Genomic DNA, 444 nt, shown 5'->3' on the forward strand with positions numbered 1-444 from the left:
AATTGTTCTTCAATTTACGAAAGATGAATTAGCCTCAGCACAGTCTAAATATGCATTTTTATCATCAATTTACAAAGATACACTTCAGGTAAAAGAAGAAATGAGAGAACAAATTTTACGAACGGAAGACGGAGTAGGGAAGATCTACGAATCTGTCAAACAGCTTGATAATCTTGAGCCAGAGGCCTTATTTACTGGAGCGATTTCTGTGTTGGAAAGATCGCTTAAATCAAGTAGATTTGCCATTTATCTTGTGCAATCTAGTGGATATTTGAGACTAGCGGTTAAATCGGTAGAAAGTACCTTCCAGCCTGATGCCTCAGTAAAAATGATACCAGGTTCCCTTCTAGATCGAGCGATTAGAGAGCAGAAAATCTATTTCAATACAGCACTTGAAGCACAAGAACCACTTTTCATTTCACCGATTGTACAAAATGGTTCAAC

General features: G+C 37.4%; 1 pseudogene. It reads left to right on the forward strand.

Annotated elements, in window-relative coordinates:
* A pseudogene (locus FS935_RS23535) lies at positions 1–444 on the forward strand (hypothetical protein); the annotation flags it as partial.

It is taken from the genome of Metabacillus litoralis (genome assembly GCF_007994985.1).
GTDB classification, from domain to species: Bacteria; Bacillota; Bacilli; order Bacillales; family Bacillaceae; genus Metabacillus; species Metabacillus litoralis.